The following is a 15,892-nucleotide window of genomic DNA, read 5'->3' as shown; positions in this document are numbered from 1 at the left end:
ATGACAAAATACGAGCATACAGGAGATTGTATCTATGTGGAAACTTTATTCGCCGAATCATGCCGTCTGCCTAACGATTTTTGAAGATTCTGAGAAAGCGTTACGGTATGCCGTCGAACGCAATGGCATAGCGGTCATCGAGCAAAGCAAGCTCGGGTTCGAAAGCGATTTGGAAAATTTCACGAAGGCTTTTCGTTTTATCAAGGAAGCCCGTGCCGTTGTCGACGAGACGTATTCGCTACCGGCGGGAAAAAAGGACGTTTATGCGAATTATGCGAATGAGATGACGTTAACGTTTGAGTGCGGAGCGTATACGTTCGTACTGTGCACTCGTGCTTATGAAGACGGTGCTGCTTTCCGCTATCAAGTACGCTCCGATGTAGAAAAACCTATGCTAGTCTTGCGCGAAGCAACCGATTTTATTTTGGCGGAGACCTACGACGATTTGTGGTTGCAGCATTTGAATAGCAGCTATGAAGCGACGTACGACCGTAGCGGATGGGAAGACAAAGCGGGCAGGGACTATGGAATGCCAAGCTTGTTTCACGCCGACAATGGCGCTTGGGTCATGATTACGGAAGCGCAGGTGTATAACACGAACGGCAGCTATTGTTCTTGTCACTTGCGCGGAGCCGGAGGCCGCGGCATGTCTCTGGAGTTCGCCCCGGAAGAACTGGGAAAGCCGCTCTCCTGCAAGCTGCCGTTCGCCTCTCCTTGGCGCGTCATCGTGGCGACGGACGATCTAAACGAATTGGTGAACACGACAATCCACTATAACTTGAATCCGCCTTCCGTAATCGAAGACACAAGCTGGATTAAACCGGGGCGTTGCTTATGGGGTTGGTGGGAGGATATGAATAGCGCGCAGCTATACACGGAGCAAAAACGTTACGTGGATTTTGCGGCAGGGATCGGTTTCGAAGGACTCACCGTGGATGCGGACTGGGATATGACGTGGCTGAAAGAGTTGTGCGATTATGCCCATTCGAAAGGGATTGTCGTATGGCTGTGGAGCGCCATGCAGTACATCGATACGCCTGAAAAGGCAAGGGAGAAAATTCCGCTCTGGGCCGGCTGCGGGGTAGACGGTCTCAAGGTGGACTTCTTCCAGAACGATTCACAGCACACGATGCGGCAATACGAGATGATTGCCGATATCATGACCGAGCATCGGTTGATGATTAATTTCCATGGGGCGACCAAATGCATGGGCGAAGGACGCACATGGCCGAATTTTCTGACGGCGGAAGGGATTTTGGGGCTTGAACATTATATGTGGAGCGGTTTGCCGGACGCACGACACAATTGTACGGTTCCGTTCACGCGCAATGTGGTCGGGCCGATGGATTATACGCCGACCGGATTTTCGAACAAAAACCGCAATACGACGTTAGCGCATCAAATGGCGCTTTCGGTTGTGTTTGAATCAGGCGCTTCGCACGTCGCCGCTTCCATTTATTATTTGGAAGCGTGGAGAGGGACGGATTTCCTGCGCCGCATGAAGCCCGTCTACGATGAAGTCAAAGTGCTGTCCGGATTTCCCGGTCATCATGCCGCCATTTTACGCCGCTCCCAAGAAGAATGGTTGATTGGCTGCATCACGAACGAAGCGATGATCGTGCGTCTGAACATGGATTTCCTGCCCGAAGGCGAGTTCGAGGCCGAGATTTACGAGGATGACTCCAGCGGCGAAATGATGAAAGTTAAGCGCGGCAAAGTGACCTCCGCGGATGTAATCGAACTTCCGCTTCTGAAAAGCGGCGGTGCCGGCCTTTATATCGCGAAAGCGATTTTGCCATTGCCGAAAGGCATTGCCTCCGGCTATATGAGCGAAGCAAGAACGGAATATATGGCGATAGCGGCACGAACGCGGCAAGGAAGCGAGCCCGTGGTTTATGAAAATGAACAGGAAGCCGTATTGCTGAATGGCAGTGTTGTTTTCGCCGTAAAAACGACTGCCGAACCTCAAACAATCAGGCTTTTCTATGCAGCAAAGGAGCCTTGGACACTGGGCGTAAGCGACGGAATCAACAAGGTGGAACTGGAAATGCCGCAAAGCGGCTCGAATAAAATATTCCTTGCCAAAGACGTGGTATTTCCCTTCGCCGGCGGCGAGAGCGCTTTGCTCATCGAACGTATGGCAGGAGCGGTGCCCGCTTTGGAAAGAATCCATATTATCGATAACAAACCGCGGAAAGAATGGTATATTCCTGTCGGGAAAGGCAGCCTGAGCGGCGGCGCAGAGTTTGTGCTGGATGCGTCAGGCGAAGCGAAGGCTACTGGTCTTGGTAACGGAGGCGAGCTGAAGTTTGACGACATTATGCTGCCTAAGGATGGTTACTATTTAATGCGCTTCGATTACTGCGCAGGGGAAAGCAGAGACCTCTGCGTAGAAGTGAACGGAGGAGCCGACACGTACAGAACGAATATGCACAATACGGCAGGCTGGGGCTTCCCGACTTGGGATATCAAGGATCAGCGCGAAATCCGCATCCGGATGCAAGCGGGCAGCAATACATTGCGTCTATACAATGATCTAGGCCGGGCAGTCCACATTTACGGCTTTGCGATTACGGCAGATGAATAAAGAACGGACTCAGTTGAACATTTTGCAGCGTTCTAGCAGCCGCTCCTTGTCGGGAGCGGTTTGCTTTTCCCCGCGATCATGAGCGCGGCGAGTTCCTAACGTTGCTCCTTTTGAACCAGGCGGATTGACCCCATGAAGGATCTTTGTCAATCGGCGGCTTCATGCAGGAGGAATCGTTACGCGTGGCTCACTGGGCTCTGACCGCCCTCGCGATAACACCTCGCCCCGCCCGGTAAGGGCGAGACGGGGCGTTGGGATTCCAAGGTAGGTGTCAGTCTGCTGAGAGCGGGTTCGCTACGGTCAGCTCCTGGATCTTCTCCCCGGTCAGGACGTCGAAGTCGCGCACGATCATCCGGTCGTCGTACTTAGTGATGGTCATTACCGTCGGCGATTCCGGTCGGTCGGTCATCGAATCCTCATCCCACGGGTTAATCGGGTTTGGACCGAACTCCATCGCTAGTGCGCCCGTGTTGAACGCAGCGTAGCCGTCGGGGTCGCCGCCTTGGGTCACCGGGCGACCCGACCAGTCGCGCAGGTACGGCGACCAGTGCGAGTGGCCGCTGATGTATACGACGTTGGAGTACTGGCCGATGATGTCCTCCAGCACCTGGACGCGGCTGCTGTTCTGGTAAAAGCTGCTGTAGGTGCCGGAGACCGACCACTCAAACGGGTAGTGGCCCATTACGATGACCTGCTTACCCTGCGTCTTCCAGTACGCGAGACGGTCCTTCAAAAACTTGACCTGCTTCTCGCTGACCCCGCCTTCAGCGGCCGTGGTACCGGCCTCAACGCCAAGCGCGATCAAGGGGATGCCGTCGATCACCTTCTCGTAGTAGGTATTGTCGATCTTGGCACCCCACTGGTTGCCCCAGGCGATGAAATTGTCGATCTGCTGGCCGAGGCTGAGCACGGAGCTGCGCGTATCGTGGTTTCCGATCGCGGGGTACACCGGCGGCATCTTGTGCTTGGCGAATATGTCGCTTACCTCCTTGTACTCGGCGAGCTGCGCATCTTGGCCGTTCTCCTTCGGGCCGCTGATGATGTCGCCGACCACTAGCGCGGCTGGCGCCTTCGGGGCTTCGCGGTGCAGCAGATCGAGGGCGGCGTCGAGGTAGGGGAGACCCTCGCCCTGGATGTCGCTGAACACCTGCAGTGTCGTGCCCTTCGCATTCGGAGCCAGCGGGGCGAGCGGCGTGCGCACAAGCACGTCGTCCAGTGCCCAATACAGCTCGGGCTTATTGCTGGTGTACTCGAAGCGGAACACGGCGGACTTTGCCCTGGCGGGGACATCCACCGGAATGACCTCCTGAGCGGAGAGCACGTCGCCGCCGCCATTGTCGCTAATGCGCGCACCGGAATAGCGCAGGATCTCCTGCGTCTCGCCGCCGTCGAACGATACGGTGACCCGCGCGACAGCCTTGTGCGCCTGCTTGTAGTGCGAAGCGAAGACGAGTTCGACGGCGTCGCGGCCCTCGACGGAGACGCTCGGGCTGATCAGCGCGGTGGAGACGGGGTGCGCGTTGTCAATGACGGCTCCGTTCGCGGCCGCGATCCCGTTGTCGGCCACGGCGATCGTGCCGCGCGCGCGAGAGAACCGGTTGCGCTCGTCGAGGAAGCAGCCGATGTCGAGCGGCTGATCAACGTCCGCATCACAGCCGATGTTCTTCGGTTCGGCGGAGGCGAACCAGTCGTCTCGTGGCGTGAACGTCCAACCAAGCCAAGCGGCGGCGCCGCCGGCGGTCTCGACGGTCCAGGCGGAGCCGGAGCTGTCGAAGTCGCCGCGCCAGATGGTCTGCTGCGCGGGATGGGCGGAGTGGCCGTGCCCTGCGGTCGGGTGCGGCGGGGCCGCCGCTGCCGTGGCGAGCGCTGCTCCGGGAGCGAGGAGCGTAACGGTGACGATGCCGGTAGCGGCAAGGATGCACCCTTTCTTGCGGATTTGTCTCATACTTATTCCTCCTCATTAACATTTAAATTACTGAGCTTTGACTTGCTAGAGATTGGTCAAGCTTCTTCAGTAAATATAGAACCTTCAACATTAATTCCACATCAAATCTATGTCTCTTATTAGTAAAATTCTTACAAATTGATACTCCAAAGGGGGGGCACACCGGAAACATTATGAAACAGTCCGCTTCCTTGAACTGTGACTCGCTAGAAGGAGTATTGGTAGAGAGTAAAGGGACCGTTATGCTTATTGAAACTTGGGGGTTGGGAGAAATGCAAATAAAACTCACAATTGAAATGAGCAAAGGGGCCTATCCAATGGCCAGGAAAGTATTTGGGGGTGAATGGAGCTCGGAGTTGACCGAGGGATTACTACGTGTAATAGCAGGGGAGATGACAGGCTTAGAAAAGAGGCTTTGTTTTCCATCATGATACGACGCGACGGCGGCCGACTTCAGATCAATCGGCAACCGTCGTTGCGCTAACGGACAGAATTATGCTAAGTGGAATAAGAAAGTGTGCTCAATCACCATCTGATTCTTTGGATAAGATGGAGCAAGTTTCCTTTTTCCTCCTCGCTGATCGGCCATGTACGGATTTCGTCTAGGATGGTACGCAGATTGGTATACCCTTTGGCCAAACCGTTCAGCCTTGCCGCCAAGGTTGCATTCGTCAGTTCTTGAGGGGACGGAAAAAGCTTGCTCAGCTCTTCGATTGCGCTAGGATAGCGTTTTAAATAATATTTTTGATGTCGATCCTCAGCAGGGTAGAAACGGTTAAAGGGAGCAATCTCGGTGTCAGGCTTTCCTTTTCCTTCTTCTTCTCGTATTTTCATGACTCCATGGATTACGTTTAGCTGAATTTGGCCACGATACAAAACCAAGGATTGATACTGACGGCCTTTATAATCGTTAATATTGAAAGGATTGTGGTTACTCCAAAATACATCCAGGACGTTCTCCAATGAAAGGATCCGGGTATCATAATCCATTTCGACCGTTTCCGTATGATCTCCAAGCTGCCGGTAAGTAGGTTGATCCAGGGTTCCTCCGGCATAGCCAACGCGGGTTCTGATGATTCCTCGCATTTGTCCGAACAAAGCGTCAGGACTCCAAAAACAGCCCATGCCAAGCGTCACGGTGTCCATGTTATTGTCATTCATCAAGCCACCTCCGTTAACCTATAGCTATTGCCGCAATCTTATCGCGAATGAGCCAGGAAAGCACGCACCTTCAATCGATAAAGATCGTATATTCAGCTCTCTTCATATTTCAGGGTAAGACAACCTTGGTTATTATGTCCAGCAGTAGAACGTACATATTCGAAGCATGTAGAAGTCGGTAAGCAACCGCCAGACGGTTGCATTGTCGCGGCAGCCTATGTATACTGTTTTTATTAATTGATCAATCACTTTGAGACGGGAGGAGAACAACGTTGGATAAAATCGAAGCAACTTCGGTAAATCGCAAATCGGATATCATTTCTTCAGCGATCGAAGTGTTCGCCGAAGTCGGCTATTTTCGGGCTACGACTGCGCAGGTAGCCGAACGAGCGAGCATCTCGCAGCCTTATGTATTCCGATTTTTCGCGACCAAAGAAGCGCTCCTGTTAGCCGCACTGGAGGCATCTTGGAACCGGGTTATCGAATCGTTCCGCAAGGTGATGGAGACGACTCCGCCTGAATGGCTGGAAACGAAGCTTGTTCAGGAGTACGTGAACATTCAGGCGATGTACCAGAACGAGATGCTCCTGCAGATGCAGGCTCAGACCATTCGAGAGGATGCCATCCGGCAAACGATGCGCAACGCATATAAGGAAATCCGCGATATGGTTCTTGCGGCGTTTCGCGATGCGGGCATAGAGAATGCCGAAGAACGAGCGATGCTGTTCCTCGCACGCGGAGTGCTGTGCAACGTGGCCGTTGCGATTAATCTGCCCGAATTAATGGAGGGATGAGCGGCAGATTTTTAAATTAGTTATTGACCAATCACTAACGATTCGTTATAGTGAATACAACAGTTAGTGATTGATCAATTACAATGCTCGGAATTGAATAAGCGAAGCGATCAAGGCCTTTTTATACGATACAGGTAACAAGGGCAGGAGCCGCCCCCGCAACGGTGAGGCGAACATCCTTCTGTAACTATTAGTGATTGATCAATCACTAACAGAAATTCAATCAAACGAATCGAGGTAGAGGAAGATGGGAAAATCGATGGGATTTGAAGCAAGCAACCGGACGGGATCCGAGATTAGGAAGGAATTCAATTTACAGGTGAGCACGGTCGATGTCGACCGGGAAGCGCCGGTCATCGTCGACCTTTCCATTGAAATCGAAGCTGCTCCAGAAATTGTATGGAAAATCCAGACGGACATCGAGCAGTGGCCGACTTGGCAGAAAGACATCTCTGACGCGCAGCTATCCGGTCCGGTCGCGGTCGGAAGCGTGTTCCGCTGGGAGACTCACGGGCTGAAGATTGCCTCCACCATCCGCGAGGTCGTCCCGAAGCGGAGAATTGTATGGGGGGGTCCGGCGTTAGGAATCGAGGGTATTCACGTGTGGAGCATAACGCCCACGCCTACAGGAGTCCTCGTACATACCACGGAGTCTTGGGACGGACCACCCGTGGCAGCCGACCCCGATGGCATGCGGGCAGCACTCGCATCCTCGCTTGAAGCCTGGCTCGCCGTGCTCAAGACAACAGCCGAGGCGGCTAACTGATCCAATAACGCTTCTTGTGCGATCCGGCAAAGAACAACAATAGGCAGGCCGGTGTATCTAGATTCGCTCTTAACGAGGAAAGGCGAGATTGACGAGCTGTATTGGGAAGCTAACAATCCGTGCCTCTGGATGGCTCATGGCCACAATCTCATGCATGCCTCGATGGGCATGAGCATGATGCTCAATTACGAGGTGTCACGACGCCGTACCAGGCAGGCACCAAGTCAGGCAGTCTTCCCGGCCTGTAAAACCAAATCCGAGAATCCGTAAGGTGATCAGCATACACGAGCTGAGAAAAATTGAAGGAGACGTGACGAAATGACTATGATGAAGGCGATGGTAATTGGAGCAACCGGCGGAACGGGAGCCGCGATTACGGAGGAACTGGTGAGACGAGGGATCGATACGATAGCGTTCGGGCGTTCCCGTCAGAAATTGGAGCAGTTCGCCGCTCGGCTAGGCCATCCCGCGCATTTGACGCTTGCGGTAGGGGATGCGATGCGGCCCGACGATATCGTTACTCAAGCAAACGGCGCGGACGTATGGTTCCATTGCGCGAACGTACCTTACCACGAAATGGCGAGCAAGCTGATTCCGTTGGGCGAATCGGTAATGGAAGCCGCGGAGCGGATGGCCGTCCGAGTCGTCGCGATCGACGGCATTTACCCTTACGGCAGGAGACAAGCCGATTTGGTAACCGAGGAGCATCCCAAACAGCCGCATACGCGCAAGGGTAAAGTTCGATTGGATTATGAACGGATGCTGTTCAGCAAACGGTGGAACAAGGCCAAGGTGCTGATTGCCCGGCTGCCCGATTATTACGGGCCTACGGCCAACGAAGCCTCGTATTTGGGCTCGACGCTGGAAGCGGTCGCTGCCGGCAAGATGGCGTTCTATATCGGCAACATGCGTACGCCCCGCGAGTTTATCTATTGACCGGACGCGGCGGCCATGATCGTCGAGTTGGCCGGCAAGGACTTCGCCTACGAGCAGAATTGGAATATTCCGGGGTCCGGGTTAATCGCCGGGCGGAATATCGTGAAGATCGCGCAAGCGGCAAGCGGCAGCGTCAAGCCGGTCATTTCGTTGAAGAAGGTAGGCTTATCCCTGCTCGGAATCGGCCTGCCCGTCATGAAAGAGGTCGTGGAAATGCTTTACTTAACCGAAGAACCGCTGACGCTAAGCCGCGACAAGTACGAACGGTTCGTCGGTCCGGTCGTGGCCACGCCGTTCCAGAAGGGAATTGACTCCACGATCAAAGCGTTGCAGAAGGGCAAATCATCGTCCGTCTATTGAAATGACCTCACGGCCAGCACTATGATAAATGTTCTTGTCATGAATGACATCAAGTTCGTGTCATCACGGGTGGCTCCGTCCGAATGATACATCCCAGCAGCCGTTACTGAGGAATAGGCAGATTATGCCGGCCAGACACGCCTTCATGTAGAGCACCTTTCTGTTTACTGGACGTGAAATGTTTGGACTGCCGATTCATGAACGGCCTTGGAACACGTAGGGGGTGAACAGACATGAATAAGACGAGGACACCTGTAAAAGGTGTGAGTACTCTAGGCTTTTTTTGTACTGCTATTGGGCAGTACTGGAATCGGCTCATGGCGCGTTACGAACTATTTTACGGATATGCAAAAAGAAACCGACTTACGCAGAGTTGGTTTCTTCATGCAATAAATGTTCTATTTCGCACCTACACTACGAATCTCGAGTACATTGGTCACTTGATTAAACCTTAGAATGTACCTATTACCGGTAATAAAGCCCAAAAAGGTTGCCGTTTGAGGACTGGTTTCAAATCCCGCACCTTCAATTTCACTAGAGACTACTTGCAATCTGAGCTTTTTAATTTTACCGGCCCTAGTGACGGTTAGTATCGTATTATTAGCCGGTAAGTTTAGCTGGACGAACGTGTCGAAAGTGACTAACAGCGTATCATTTCGTAGTTCGTTAACTTCTTCAATTCCAAATGTCGCGGTAGTTCGAGTCCTTCTAAGACTTATGGCCAAAACGTTCGTGATGTCGTTAAATTCGAGAAAATACAGAAATTCATTTCTTAATTGAAACATTTCTGCAGTTGCTGGACTGACCTCCAAGAAATTATTGTCTTGTTCGCCCGGACAATCCTCTACAGTCAAGATCGTTACACGTTTTTGTATGTTTCTCCTTCGAAATAACGCAGAAGTCCCGTTATCGATTGCAAGAAGGCGACTCCCGCCTTGAGCACACCCATTCAAGAATAACTCCTTATCACTACGTGATGTATTAATAAAGACAAGAACGGTTCCCTTGATTATCAATTGAATCCTCCCTTCGCTTTTTGAAACCTACTGTTCCACATCAACAAACGAAGATGAACGGTACGGTAGGCGACATCGTCATCGCCTAGCAGCGGTTTAAAAGACAGATCGAGCTCGAGCAATATCAAATCGGGGAAACGTTTAATATTCCCCCCAGAATCAAATCTCACATCGTATCTTCGGAAAGCAAGTTAATTACTGTATGTGCAGGATACATATCTAGGTATGGGTCCGTGCCTTGAACTGGTAAAATTTTATAATTACGGAGATCAAACCAACCGGTTTATATGGCTTCAACCGTTCATTTGTACTGGGGGCAATCAACCAACATCACCGGCACGGCAGGACCGCTTTCGAACATTCGTTTGAGGGCGGTCGTTTTTTGTTTACACTGCGTTCCCCTCGCTTGCCTTGGAGGGACATTCTCGGGGTTTATGGCGTGCGTCATAACTACTAGGCTCATGGTAATTATTGAGAAATTGTGTCCTCACGACCTATAGCCAAGTCAAGCGGAAGTGCGTTAGCGTGGAAGTGAACAAACTTGAAGGAGGTAACGGAATGAAGAAGAAGATGCTGACCGTTCTGCTCCTATTCGGGGCCGCGTTAGCGGCGGTGACCGGCTGCGGGAACAAGAACGATAGTGCTTCCGGATCAAGCGCGAAACACTATTCCATTGCGATTTCGCAGTACGTGGAGCATCCGTCTCTCGATGCGACCCGCGAGGGCTTCCTTGCGGCGCTGAAGGACGCAGGCATCGTAGAAGGCGATAACCTCAAGGTAGATATGAACAACGCACAGGCCGATGCTGGCAACAACCTCTCGATCGCTCAAAAAATCGCATCCGAAGATTATGATCTCGTTCTCGGCATTGCCACCCCGTCCGCACTCGCCATCGTGCAGCAGGAGAAAGAAAAGCCGGTTCTGTTCGCAGCTGTCACGGATCCGCTGAAGGATAAGATCGTCGGCAGTCTGGACAAGCCGGGCGGCAACGTCTCCGGCGCTTCCGATACGAATCCGGCGGCAATCACGCAGTTGATGGATTTTATCGCGGGCAATTTCCCGGACGTGAAGACCGTCGGCATGGTCATTAACGAAGGCGAATCAAACGCGGTTATCATGGCGGACTACGCGGAGAAGGCGCTTGCGGCTCACGGGATCAAGCTTCTCAAAGCGCCCGTAACGGGAACCTCTGAAGTCAGCCAAGCGGCGGAATCGCTTGTCGGTCGGGCAGATGCACTGTACATTGCACTGGATAACTCGGTCGTCAGCAGCGTGGATTCCATCATCAAAGTCGCAAACGACAACAAAATCCCGTTCTTCTCAAGCGACCGGGATACGGTGGAAGCGGGTGCTTTTGCAACCGTCGGCTTCAAGTACTTTGACCACGGCTATCAAGTCGGCCAAATGGCGGTCGATATTCTCAAGAACGGTAAGAAACCGGCCGATATGAAAGTAACCATCCCGGACAAGCTGGATCTAATTCTCAACCTGAAGGCCGCGCAAGCACAGGGCATCACGGTGACGGACGAGATGAAGAACCAAGTGAAGGATCCATCGGCCAACATCATTGAATAACCACAAGTAACCACGATTGGGGTGAGCGGGCAGAGGCGCTCGCCCCGTTTCTATGAGGAGGCTGGGCTGGTGCTAGTTGCATTGACAGGAGCGGTAGAGCTAGGGCTGCTGTATGCCTTGATGGCGCTCGGCGTCTATATCACGTTTCGCATACTGGATTTCCCCGATTTGACCGTTGACGGTAGCTATACTACGGGAGGCGCAGTTACCGCGATCATGATTACGCACGGGCACAGCCCGTTTATTGCGACGCTTTGCGCGTTCGTCTGCGGTTTGGCTGCGGGCGCATGTACGGGATTGCTGCATACGAAAGGCAAAATCAACGGCCTTCTTGCCGGTATTCTAATGATGATCGCGCTGTATTCGATTAATTTGCGCCTGATGGGGAGGCCGAATATCTCGCTCCTTCGCTCGGATACCTTGTTCTCGGCGATATCGGATAACCGCGCCGTGTTCATCCTTGTGCTTGTGGCCATGGTGCTTGTCGCAAAGTTGCTGCTTGACGCATTTCTCCATACAGACCTAGGTCTGGCGCTTCGCGCGACCGGCGACAATGCCCGCATGATTCGCAGCCTCGGCGCAAATACCGATACGGCTAAAATTCTCGGCGCCAGCCTCTCCAACGGGCTCGTGGCTTTATCCGGGGCGCTCATTGCGCAGGAAGGCGGCTTCGCTGATATTGCCAGCGGGGTCGGCACGATCGTGTTGGGCTTGGCTTCCGTCATTATCGGCGAAGCGATTTTCGGTTTCCGTTCGGTATTCCAAGCCACGCTTGCGGTTGTTCTGGGCTCCGTCGCGTATCGGATCATCCATGCGTTGGCGCTTCGTATCGATTTGCTGGATGCGTCCGACCTGAAAATCATGACGGCGCTAATTGTCATTGCGGCTTTGGTCATTCCGACCGCAAGGCGTTCCTTAAGACAGAAGTCGTTAGCCCGCAGGCGAACCGAGGAGCTGTTGGGCGGGGCAAGCAATCAGGGAGGTCGAGCGTAATGCTGGAAATCGACCAAGTATCGAAGCTGTTCAACCCGGCGACGCCGGATGAGAAAATCGCGCTTATGAACGTTCGGCTGAAGCTGAACCCCGGCGATTTCGTGACGGTCATCGGCAGCAACGGCGCCGGCAAATCGACGCTGATGAACATCATATCCGGCGTCATGAAACCGGATATCGGCGAGGTGCGCATCGACGGCAAAGCGATTCAGCAGCTACCTGAGCACGCGCGCAGCCGATGGATCGGACGCGTGTTCCAGGATCCGTTGGCAGGCACGGCTCCGACGATGTCAATCGAGGAGAATTTGGCGATGGCGTACAAACGCGGCAAGAAGCGGGGACTTGGCTGGGGCGTGACCGCTTCCCGCCGCAGGCTGTTTCGCGAGCAGCTGAACCGCCTCGGTATTGGGCTGGAGGAACGGCTCAGCGCCAAGGTAGGTCTGTTGTCCGGCGGCGAACGGCAGGCGCTCAGCTTACTGATGGCGACGTTCACGCAGCCGCGAATTTTGCTGCTGGACGAGCATACGGCAGCGCTTGATCCGGCGCGTGCGGAGCTCATCACGGCGCTGACGGAAGAGATCGTCCGTGAGACGAATCTGACGACGCTGATGGTCACGCATAACATGGAGCAAGCAATTCGCTTAGGCAATCGCTTGATCATGATGGACAAAGGACGCATAATTCTGGACATTCCGGAATCGCGGAAGGGCAGCCTTACCGTCTCGCAGCTGCTCGGCGAATTCGAGCGGATAAGCGGTAACCCTCTATCGGACGATCGGATCGTCCTGAGCTGATCGATAGATCAGAGAGGAGAAGGCTGGCGTGAGGTCTCCTTACGAGACGAGCCCCAAGCAGTCTTTGTTCAACTAACGGCAGTTTAACGACAGAATGTCGTCACTTTACAATTCGTATAGATCCCTAGCATACTGTGGTGGGAGTCAAAGAATGGCAGGCATTATCATTACGTCAGAACTTAGCTAAAGCGGTGGATACCTATTGAGTAAAAGTGACCAAGGATACACAGGCTTAGGATTTATATTGAAAGATACACTGCAATGGTCTAATGAAGCGCCGATCAATTACCCGCAAGTTATCGCAGGGTTTATCGGAATGGCAGGCTGCATTTCTTTAGGATTCTATCTGAATCATTTAATGTTCGGATTAGTATCTACTTTTGGTGTAATGATTACAAATGATACTTCGTCTAATGGAACAATCAAGAAACATGCAACTGAACTGTTTCGTACAATGGCGACAGGGACAGTTGCAATATTTATAGGCATCATTATAGCAGGGAACGGTTGGGTGACAGGTGGTTTAATCGTCATGATTTCGACATTGGCAGCCCTACTGGGAGGCATAAGCAGATCTGTTGCAATAGCCAGCGTCCAGTTTGTGATACTTTCCATTATTGGTTCTAGCATGGGCGATGGATTGTTGCATCAGGACATTTTCAGAGTACCTGCTTATTTTGCATCAGGTTCTTTATTGGGAATAATCTTATCTGTCATTGCGGGATACCTAATGCAGAAATCGGACCACAACGTTTCAGTTCAAACCGCTAAGCTTTCTTATAAGCAACGATTTACACTGTGGCGGAGTAAATTAATTCATTTTACAGGCTGGAAATACACAGTTCGAGTCGCATTATGTATGATAGCGGCACAATTGATGGGGATCGTTTTCCATCTTGAACGTTCCTACTGGATCGGCTTAACAGTGGCTATTGTCCTTAAACGTGATTTAGCCTATTCGCAAAGACGTATTTTTCAAAGAGGCATAGGTACGGCGGCAGGCGTACTACTCGGAAGCTGTTTGTTGCTGTGGTCTCTGCCGCAATGGAATAGTGTAGTCGTTATCGGATTACTTGGCGCGCTTCGCCCCATTTTTAAAAATCGAAGTTATGCGATCTATGCCATGCTTATGACACCGTTAATGCTAATGATGTTCAGCACCGGCAGTCCAGTGACAGCCCACTTGTTAGAATATCGATTGCTCGATACTATGATTGGCTGCGTACTTGCTTATGTTCTTGGTTTTTATATATGGAACAACGCCTCTCAAGGAAACGTTGTCGGGAAAACTTAATCATTCATTTCAAAACGATTATCGGGTAGCCACAAATTAGTCTTGTCGAAGAACAACGCTTGCAGAATTTACACTTACACAAGTCGTTCTTCAGCTAACGGGACACAATAGCACAACGAAAAAAGGCTGCAGGCATTGAACGGCAGCCTGTTCCGCTAACGGGCATTATGTCAATGTACCATCCTAGAAAGGTCTTCTTTAATAATTCATATTTACATATTGAAATGTTTGTCGTGAACCGCTCAGGTGATTGAGGTCTGCTTCCTATTTTCAACTTAGTAGACGAAATAATATTTATGTCAACTAAAGTTAGAATGTATACGCCGTTTCTTCCAGAAAAAGGTCGCTGTGATATAATGGTAATGGGGTATTGGGTCTGGATGGACGCAAAATGGATAGTTGAATTAGCAGAACCGACTTCATAATCTGAAAACAAGGCAAGACAAAATTCGGATCCATGGAGGGACAAGGAAATGACTAACATCACCAAGGAACAGGTGGATTTTTTTCGTCATAACGGTTATGTGAAACTGGAGGGCATCGTTCCCAAAGCTAATTGCGACAGGGTCATTGAGGCGATTTGGTCCTGCCTCGGTAAGGACGCATCCGACCCTGAGAATTGGTATAACCCTCCGCAAAGCGTGATGAACCGTGACGGCATGGTCGAAATGTATCATCATCAAACAATGTGGGACAATCGCCAGCTGGAAGAAGTCTATGGCGCGTTCTCGACGCTGCTGGATGAGGAGAAACTGTGGGTGAGCATTGACCGTGTGAATATGAAGCCGCCAGTGAGAGCGGATAAACAACATTTGGATAACAGCTTTATTCATTGGGATACGGATACGAGCGTCCTTCCGCGCCCGATTCCGAAAGGGCGTAAAGTGCAGGGCGTTCTTTATTTGGCGGATACGGAGGCGAATCAGGGCGGTTTTCAATGCGTGCCGGAGATATATCGTGATTTGGAGCAGTACCTAGATCGGCAGCCCGCCGATCGGAATCCCCGTGTTCCAGATTTGACAGGTTACGATGTGCAGCCCATTCCCGGGAAGGCTGGAGATCTGCTCATCTGGGACGTGCTGCTGGCGCACGGAAACGGGCATAACCGAAATACCGTCCCTCGTTACGCGCAATATATTACGATGTACCCGGAGGGAAACGAGCAGACCAGGGAACAACGCGTGAAGATGTGGAGAGAGCGCAGCGCGCCCGAGAATCACCATGCCTTCCCTGGAGATCCGAGAAAATGGGAACAAACCGAGTTTGACGGTCCGCCCGAACTAACGCCGCTTGGCAGAAAATTGCTCGGATTGGATGCATGGGGTGACGCATGAGTGTCTCTTGTCGGATGACAAGCATTTGATCCCATTTCCGAAATCGACAAGAACTTTATCTCATTCCCGATGCTTGGCAGGAAGAGTGCAGCGATCCTAGGCAGCACAAGCGCGCCGGCCGCAATGACGAATGTCCAAGGGCACAAAAGAGGGACATATTGAGAAAAAAGCTTGAGAAATCAAGCTTTTTTCTTTTTCGCCTCTTGATCGGCGTCGCGGATATGATCTGACATCGCCGCGTACGCATATGGGTCGGTATGGCCGGCTTATTCTTGTCCTAAAACGATGCAATCGCGCTCGGAGTCTCCAGCGACAAAACAAAGCGTAACGTAATACC

The 15,892-nt window shown here is 52.0% G+C and carries 12 protein-coding genes and 1 pseudogene; 10 read left to right on the top strand and 3 right to left on the bottom strand.

What is annotated here, in order from left to right:
* Positions 1-34 precede the first annotated feature (34 nt).
* Positions 35-2,587, top strand: coding sequence for a glycoside hydrolase family 97 N-terminal domain-containing protein (locus I8J29_RS02975; RefSeq protein WP_208846123.1), 2,553 nt, complete (start codon positions 35-37; stop codon positions 2,585-2,587).
* 271 nt (positions 2,588-2,858) lie between these two features.
* On the opposite strand, the gene I8J29_RS02970 is transcribed toward I8J29_RS02975, so the two are convergent.
* Positions 2,859-4,532 (bottom strand): metallophosphoesterase family protein, encoded by a 1,674-nt coding sequence (locus I8J29_RS02970; protein WP_208846121.1) that lies wholly within the window; start codon positions 4,530-4,532, stop codon positions 2,859-2,861.
* A gap of 525 nt (positions 4,533-5,057) precedes the next feature.
* Positions 5,058-5,693: a peptide-methionine (S)-S-oxide reductase MsrA gene (locus I8J29_RS02965; protein ID WP_240545832.1), complete on the bottom strand. Its 636-nt coding sequence runs from the start codon at positions 5,691-5,693 to the stop codon at positions 5,058-5,060.
* Between the two features lie 272 nt (positions 5,694-5,965).
* Here I8J29_RS02965 and I8J29_RS02960 point away from each other — a divergent pair, with 272 nt between their 5' ends.
* The 4 genes and pseudogenes from I8J29_RS02960 (at position 5,966) to I8J29_RS02945 (ending at position 8,549) form a co-directional block, all read left to right on the top strand.
* Complete coding sequence (locus I8J29_RS02960; RefSeq protein ID WP_208846117.1) at positions 5,966-6,487, top strand: TetR/AcrR family transcriptional regulator; 522 nt, start codon at positions 5,966-5,968, stop codon at positions 6,485-6,487.
* A gap of 247 nt (positions 6,488-6,734) precedes the next feature.
* Positions 6,735-7,253 carry an SRPBCC family protein gene (locus I8J29_RS02955; RefSeq protein WP_208846116.1) on the top strand — a complete coding sequence of 173 codons (519 nt, stop codon included), beginning with the start codon at positions 6,735-6,737 and terminating at the stop codon, positions 7,251-7,253.
* Between the two features lie 51 nt (positions 7,254-7,304).
* A complete protein-coding gene (locus I8J29_RS02950; RefSeq protein WP_338113016.1) occupies positions 7,305-7,523 on the top strand; it encodes a multicopper oxidase domain-containing protein in 219 nt (72 codons plus the stop codon).
* A 54-nt stretch (positions 7,524-7,577) separates the two neighbouring features.
* Positions 7,578-8,549, top strand: a pseudogene (locus I8J29_RS02945) (NAD(P)H-binding protein).
* A 398-nt stretch (positions 8,550-8,947) separates the two neighbouring features.
* On the opposite strand, the gene I8J29_RS02940 reads toward I8J29_RS02945, so the two are convergent.
* Entirely contained in the window at positions 8,948-9,565 is a 618-nt protein-coding gene (locus tag I8J29_RS02940) for a hypothetical protein (RefSeq protein WP_208846114.1), read from the bottom strand.
* Between the two features lie 558 nt (positions 9,566-10,123).
* On the opposite strand from I8J29_RS02940, the gene I8J29_RS02935 reads away from it, so the two are divergent.
* The 5 genes from I8J29_RS02935 to I8J29_RS02915 all read left to right on the top strand — a co-directional run bounded on the left by I8J29_RS02935 (position 10,124) and on the right by I8J29_RS02915 (position 15,555).
* On the top strand, positions 10,124-11,140 hold the full coding sequence (locus tag I8J29_RS02935) for an ABC transporter substrate-binding protein (protein ID WP_208846112.1): 1,017 nt from the start codon (positions 10,124-10,126) through the stop codon (positions 11,138-11,140).
* 69 nt (positions 11,141-11,209) lie between these two features.
* Positions 11,210-12,133 carry an ABC transporter permease gene (locus I8J29_RS02930; RefSeq protein WP_208846110.1) on the top strand — a complete coding sequence of 308 codons (924 nt, stop codon included), beginning with the start codon at positions 11,210-11,212 and terminating at the stop codon, positions 12,131-12,133.
* On the top strand, positions 12,133-12,927 hold the full coding sequence (locus tag I8J29_RS02925; protein ID WP_208846108.1) for an ABC transporter ATP-binding protein: 795 nt from the start codon (positions 12,133-12,135) through the stop codon (positions 12,925-12,927). The genes I8J29_RS02930 and I8J29_RS02925 overlap by 1 nt, the downstream gene beginning before the upstream one ends.
* Before the next feature lie 202 nt (positions 12,928-13,129).
* Complete coding sequence (locus I8J29_RS02920; protein WP_208846106.1) at positions 13,130-14,221, top strand: FUSC family protein; 1,092 nt, start codon at positions 13,130-13,132, stop codon at positions 14,219-14,221.
* Positions 14,222-14,694: 473 nt separating this feature from the next.
* The gene (locus tag I8J29_RS02915) at positions 14,695-15,555 is read left to right on the top strand and encodes a phytanoyl-CoA dioxygenase family protein (RefSeq protein WP_208846105.1); all 861 of its coding nucleotides are present in this window, start codon (positions 14,695-14,697) and stop codon (positions 15,553-15,555) included.
* The last annotated feature ends 337 nt before the right edge of the window (positions 15,556-15,892 follow it).

The organism is Paenibacillus artemisiicola, from assembly GCF_017652985.1.
Taxonomy (GTDB): Bacteria; Bacillota; Bacilli; order Paenibacillales; family Paenibacillaceae; genus Paenibacillus_Z; species Paenibacillus_Z artemisiicola.
Note: the sequence above shows the minus strand (reverse complement) of the source record. Positions and strands in the feature narration are given on the sequence as shown.

Bases quoted from the DNA above. Each gene is read 5' to 3' on its own strand.
- I8J29_RS02975 (WP_208846123.1), top strand. From the start codon at position 35: ATGTGGAAACTTTATTCGCCGAATCATGCCGTCTGCCTAACGATTTTT.
- I8J29_RS02970 (WP_208846121.1), bottom strand. From the start codon at position 4,532: ATGAGACAAATCCGCAAGAAAGGGTGCATCCTTGCCGCTACCGGCATC.
- I8J29_RS02965 (WP_240545832.1), bottom strand. From the start codon at position 5,693: ATGAATGACAATAACATGGACACCGTGACGCTTGGCATGGGCTGTTTT.
- I8J29_RS02955 (WP_208846116.1), top strand. From the start codon at position 6,735: ATGGGAAAATCGATGGGATTTGAAGCAAGCAACCGGACGGGATCCGAG.
- I8J29_RS02935 (WP_208846112.1), top strand. From the start codon at position 10,124: ATGAAGAAGAAGATGCTGACCGTTCTGCTCCTATTCGGGGCCGCGTTA.
- I8J29_RS02925 (WP_208846108.1), top strand. From the start codon at position 12,133: ATGCTGGAAATCGACCAAGTATCGAAGCTGTTCAACCCGGCGACGCCG.
- I8J29_RS02915 (WP_208846105.1), top strand. From the start codon at position 14,695: ATGACTAACATCACCAAGGAACAGGTGGATTTTTTTCGTCATAACGGT.